The 5,503-nt window shown below is 72.4% G+C and carries 4 protein-coding genes; 1 reads left to right on the top strand and 3 read right to left on the bottom strand.

Features of this window, described 5'->3' with window-relative positions; genetic code table 11:
- The 3 genes from PKA16_RS15565 to imuA form a co-directional block, all read right to left on the bottom strand.
- On the bottom strand, window positions 1–2,443 hold a 2,443-nt coding region (locus PKA16_RS15565; protein WP_324404563.1), incomplete at its 3' end, for an error-prone DNA polymerase.
- A gap of 14 nt (window positions 2,444–2,457) precedes the next feature.
- Window positions 2,458–3,843 (bottom strand): DNA polymerase Y family protein, encoded by a 1,386-nt coding sequence (locus PKA16_RS15560; RefSeq protein WP_324404561.1) that lies wholly within the window; start codon window positions 3,841–3,843, stop codon window positions 2,458–2,460.
- A complete protein-coding gene (gene imuA / locus PKA16_RS15555) occupies window positions 3,812–4,633 on the bottom strand; it encodes a translesion DNA synthesis-associated protein ImuA (protein ID WP_324404559.1) in 822 nt (273 codons plus the stop codon). The genes PKA16_RS15560 and imuA overlap by 32 nt, the downstream gene beginning before the upstream one ends.
- Before the next feature lie 258 nt (window positions 4,634–4,891).
- On the opposite strand from imuA, the gene PKA16_RS15550 reads away from it, so the two are divergent.
- A partial coding sequence (locus tag PKA16_RS15550; RefSeq protein WP_324404557.1) for a thymidylate synthase occupies window positions 4,892–5,503 on the top strand: 612 nt, incomplete at its 3' end.

Genomic DNA, 5,503 nt, shown 5'->3' with positions numbered 1-5,503 from the left:
CGTAGGCGATCAGGGCAAAGCTGTAGGCGTGGCTTTCGGGGAAGCCGTATTCGCCAAAGCCCTTGATCTGCTCGAAGATGCGGCGCGCGAAGTCGGCGCTGTAGCCGCGCGCCAGCATGCCCTCGGTGAGCGCGCGCTCGAACGGTGCGAGCCCGCCCTTGCGCTTCCACGCCGCCATGGCGCGGCGCAGGCGGTCTGCCTGCTCGGCCGAAAAGCCGGCCGCCAGCATCGACAGCTCCATCACCTGCTCCTGGAAGATCGGCACGCCCAGCGTGCGTCCGAGCGCCCGGGCCAGGCGCGGCGGCTGGCCGGGCACGTCCAGGCGCGAGCGCTCGTAGGCGATCGGCAGGCCACGCCGCGCGCGCTCGCGCGCCTTGAGGTACGGGTGCACCATGCCGCCAGTGATCGGCCCGGGCCGCACGATGGCGACCTGCACCACCAGGTCGTAGAAGGTGGTGGGCTTGAGGCGCGGCAGCATGCTCATCTGCGCCCGGCTCTCGATCTGGAAGGTGCCCACCGTGTCGGCGCGCCGGATCATGGCGTAGGTGGCGGCGTCTTCCTGCACGATGTCGGCGCGCGTGAACGGCGCGCCGCGCCAGCGGCTGACCAGATCGAGGCAGCGGTGCACCGCCGTCAGCATGCCCAGCGCCAGCACGTCGACCTTGAGCAGGCCCAGCGCCTCCAGGTCGTCCTTGTCCCACTGGATCACGCTGCGCCCTTGCATGCTGGCGGGCTCCACCGGCACCAGGCGCGTGAGCGGCGTCTCGGTCAGCACGAAGCCGCCCACGTGCTGGCTCAGGTGGCGCGGCGCGCCCTTGAGCTGGGCCGCCAGTTCCAGCCACAGGCGCATCAGCTCGGGCGATGGCGCCAGATTCAGGCCGTCGGCCAGACCGGCCAGGCGCGTGCCCACGCCCTGGGCGTCGAAGCCGTGGTGGTCCTTGGCCACGGCGTCGATCAGGCGCGCGTCAACGCCGAGGGCCGCGCCGACGTCGCGCAGCGCGCTGCGCGTGCGGTAAGTGATGACGGCGGCGGCCAGTGCGGCGCGCGCGCGACCATATTTGGCGTAGATGTACTGGATGATTTCCTCGCGCCGCTCGTGCTCGAAGTCGACGTCGATGTCGGGCGGTTCGTGGCGGCGCGCCCTGCTGATGAAGCGCTCCAGCAGCGGGTGCGAGAAGCGCGGGTCGGCCTCGGTGATGCCCAGGCACCAGCACACCACCGAGTTGGCGGCCGAGCCACGCCCCTGGCACAGGATGCCGCGCCGGCGCGCCTCGCGCACGATGTCGTGCACGGTGAGGAAGAACATCTCATAGCGGCACTCGGCGATCAGCGCCAGCTCCCTGACCACGTAGCGCCAGATGCGCAGCGGCACGCCCTGCGGCAGGCGCCGGCGCGCGCCCTCGATGGTATGGCGACGCAGCGTCTGCGTCGGCGTGAGGCCGGGCAGCACGCTTTCCTGCGGGTAGTTGTAGCGCACCTCGTCGAGGCGGAAGCGGCAGCGTGCGGCCACCGCCAGCGTTGCCGCCAGCGCATCAAACGGGTAGATGCGCGCAAGGCGCTCCAGCGGGCGCAGGTGGCGCTCGGCATTGGGTTGCAGCTCGAACCCGCAGTCGTGCACCGGCTGGCCCAGGCGGATGGCGCACAGCACGTCGTGCAGGCGCTTGCGCGCGCGCACGTGCATCTGCACGTCGCCGGCAGCCACCAGCGGACGGCCGCTGGCTTGACTCGCCTGTTGCAGCGCGGCCAGCCACAGCGCGTCGTCGGCTTCGCCGTGCAGCTCCAGCAGCCAGCCAAATTCCGCATCAAAGCCGGCACTGGCGCTGGTCCAGCGCGCGCTGGCGGCCACGGGATCCAGCGCAAACCGGAGGTCGCGCCACGGCGCCCACAGCAAGGCGCAAGCTTTCAGCGCACGCATCGCGGCAGCGGGCGCGCCGGCGTCGTAGCGGCCCTTGATCGCCGCCTGCCGCGCGCGGCTGATGAACTGGCACAGGTCGCCCCAGCCCGCCAGATCGCACGCCAGAGCCACCAGCGTGCCCTGGCCATCGAAACGGAACTCGGCGCCATGAATGAGCTGGAGCGGCGCGGCCATGCCCAGCGCCGCGCGCGCGGCATGCAGCGCGGCGAGTTCGGGGTCCGCCTCCGCCGCCTCCCGCGAGCGCTCCAGATCAACCAGGGCCTGCCACGCCCGCACCGCGCCCGCCACCGAGCATTCGTCGGTGATGGCGAGCGCCGCATAGCCCAGCGCCCAGGCGCGGTGCACCAGCTCCTGCGGGCTGCTGGCGCCGCGCTGGAAGCTGAAGTGGCTCAGGCAATGCAACTCTGCATACGACGGCGGCAACGGTGCGTGGCGCGCCACCGGCCGGCGCGGCAGGCGTCGTACCCGCGCCGCGCGCGCAGCGGCCTCGGCCTGCGCTTCGAGCTGTTTTCGGCTGGGATCGGGCATGGCAGCGGCCAGGCTCAGGCATACAGGCCGTGCAGGAACCAGCGCGGCGTGGCCTGCGGCTGCCGCGCCGTGGGCCGCTCGCGAAACACCCACAACAGCTCGGACGCCGGGTTGCGGGCCACGTAGTAGTCTCGAGAGACGGGGTCCACCGTTTCTTCGCTTGCCTGCTCCTGCGGCCACCACCCCGCCTCGATGCGGCGCGGCCCGGCCAGCAGCTGCAGCGGGCCGTGGTAGAGCGGCCGGCCACCCTGCTCGGCCAGTGGCAGCGGCTCAGGGAGAAGCCAGGTGGGTGCCAGCGCATCGGCCCAGGCGGGCGTGGCGACCGGCGCCGCCTTCTGCTGCAGCGCCTGCTGCGCCGGCCGCCAGCGCTGGCGTCGTTCGGGTCGGTGATCGGCCTGCGGCTCGGCTGCCAGCACCTGCTGCGGACCCAGGCGGGCGCTGACGCGCTCGACGAAGACGTGCAGCGGCTCGCCGGCGCGCCGCTCGCCCGGCAGCAGGCTGTGGCTGCTGGCCTGCCAGGGCGCGGTTTCGAGCGCGCGCAGGCGCAGCCGCACGGCGGGCGCGGCCAGCTGCACGCGCGCCAGCCGCTCGGCCAGCAGGCGGCGCAGGTGTTCCATGGCCTGTGCCGGCTCGGCCGTGCGCACCACCAGCGCCTCGCCGGGCGGCAGCGGCTGGCCATCGAGCCGCCTGCGGTCCAGCGTCCAGGCCAGCTCCAGCGCCAGCACGCCCAGCTGGCGCGCGCGCAGCCAGTGCTGCAGCGCCGTGAGCAGGCGCGCCGCCGCCCACAGCAGGGCGGGTGCATTGTCGACGTGGGTCTGCAGGTCGAGCTGCTGGTCGAAGCGCTCGGGCAGGGTGAGCCACGGGTAGCTTTCGGGCGCCAGGCCGAAGGCGACGTCCAGCGCCGCGCGCAGCTGCGGCCCGCAGCGGCGCACCAGGCCGGCGCGCGGCAGCGCATGGACCTGCCCCCAGCTGCGACAGCCCAGGCGCGCGAGCAACCCCAGGTGCGGGCGCGCGGCAGACAGCACCTCCAGCGGCAGCGCCTCGGGCCATGCCGCGGGCGGCGGCAGCCGCAGGCCGGCGGCACGCAGGCGCAGCTCGGCCAGGGCGACCAGGCCAATGCCAGACTGCGCCTGCCAGACTAGCGGCGGGGCCAGGTTTTCCGTCTCGATGCGGCGCATCAGCGCGCGCAGGCCACCCCACAAGCGCAGGCTGCCGGAAACTTCCAGCAGCAGCGCCTCGTCGACCCGGGCCACGCGTGGCGTGAACTGCAGCGCCCACCAGGCCAGCGCCTCATCCGGCGCGCGCCGGGGCTCCTGCCTCGCTGCGTTCGTGCCGACTTCCGAGGCGAGGCAGCGGGCCGGCGACGCCTCAGGCGGCCACTGCAACGCGATCCACTGCATGGACCACCTCGCAGGGTGCCGCGCCGCCCGGTTCCGCCCCACCCGATCGCGCCGCGAACGGCAGCACCTGCGCGCCTTGCCACCTTGGTCTGAGGCTGCGCCGGGCCGCGCCGGCCGCCAGCAGCGCGCGCACGGCAGGCGACTGTGCCGGCAGGCGCAGCGGCGCCGCCAGCGTCGGCCCGCGCCGCTTGACGATGTCCACGACCAGGGCGTCGCCCGTCGCGTCCACGCCCAGCCGCAGGCGCAGCGGCGCGGGCGAAGCCGCGCGCGCCGCCCGCGCCGGCCGCAACACGAACAGCAGGCCATCACCCTGCCGGGCCGCCGCCAGTTGCAGCCGGCGCAGCTCGGCTGGGCGTGCCTGCGGCAGCCAGGCCAGCACGGCCGCCACGTCAGCACAGCGCAGTGCCTGTTCAGCCACCCACAGGCGTGGAGCGGCCGCCACGCCCCGCACCCACAGCAGCCGTTCGGGCCCCAGGCCAGCCGCAGACAATGCCGGCAAACCCGGCTGCAGCGTCGCTTCAGACTCCCCGGGCGACCCCACCAGCACCACCGCGGCCGCGCCCGACCCGGCCCGGTGCGCCGCCAGGGCCGGCAGCAACAACGGCCACAGCGGCACCCCGCCTGCATCCGGCAGCAGCAGTTCCACCAGCGCCCCCAGCGGCCAGCCACCGCCAGGCAGCTCCGCATCCAGCGGTGCGTGCGTGCTCGGTACACAGCCCAGACCGCCGGTCGCCAACGTGTCGGCACGCCACACGTCGGGCAGCGCCGGAGACTGTGGCGCATCGCGCAATCTGGCCGCCGGGTCGCCAGGCAGGCCCGATGAAGCTGGAACAGGAAGAGGAACAGCAACCATGATTAACTGTATTTTTGTACAGTATTTTGGACTGCTTCGACCCTTGCTGCAAGCAATTTCCAGAACTTCGCCGAAAGCCTTGCAGGCACCCGCATGACCACCACCCAAATTCAAGCAGCACCACATCTCAGCCTGCCGCGACCCGGAAGCCGTGCGGCCAGGATTACGCCGACCGATGGTCCACAATCCCGATCCATGACTTCCTCCTTGCCGATCTGCGACCAGTACGAAACCTTCATGCGCCACGTCTACGAGCACGGCGTGGCCAAGCAGGACCGCACAGGCACCGGCACGCGCAGCGTGTTCGGCTACCAGATGCGCTTCGACCTGGCGGCCGGCTTTCCGCTCGTGACCACCAAGAAGGTGCACCTGAAGAGCATCCTCTACGAGCTGCTCTGGTTCCTGCGCGGCGACAGCAACGCGCGCTGGCTGCAGGAACGCGGGGTGACGATCTGGGACGAATGGGCCGACCCGGCCACGGGCGACCTGGGCCCCGTCTACGGCGTGCAGTGGCGCAGCTGGCCCAGGCCCGGCGGCGGCCACATCGACCAGATCGCGCAGGTGGTCGAGCAGCTCAGGACCAACCCCGACAGCCGCCGCATCATCGTCAGCGCCTGGAATGTCGCCGACCTGCCGAAGATGGCGCTCATGCCCTGCCACGCCTTCTTCCAATTTTACGTCGCCGAAGGAAGGCTGTCCTGCCAGCTCTACCAGCGCAGCGCCGACATCTTCCTGGGCGTGCCGTTCAACATCGCGTCCTACGCCCTGCTCACGCACATGCTGGCGCAGCAGTGCGACCTGCAGGTG

This window comes from Ottowia sp., assembly GCF_035325765.1.
Taxonomy (GTDB): domain Bacteria; phylum Pseudomonadota; class Gammaproteobacteria; order Burkholderiales; family Burkholderiaceae_C; genus Ottowia.
The sequence above is the reverse complement of the archived record's forward strand: the minus strand, read 5'-3'. Positions and strand labels throughout refer to the sequence as shown.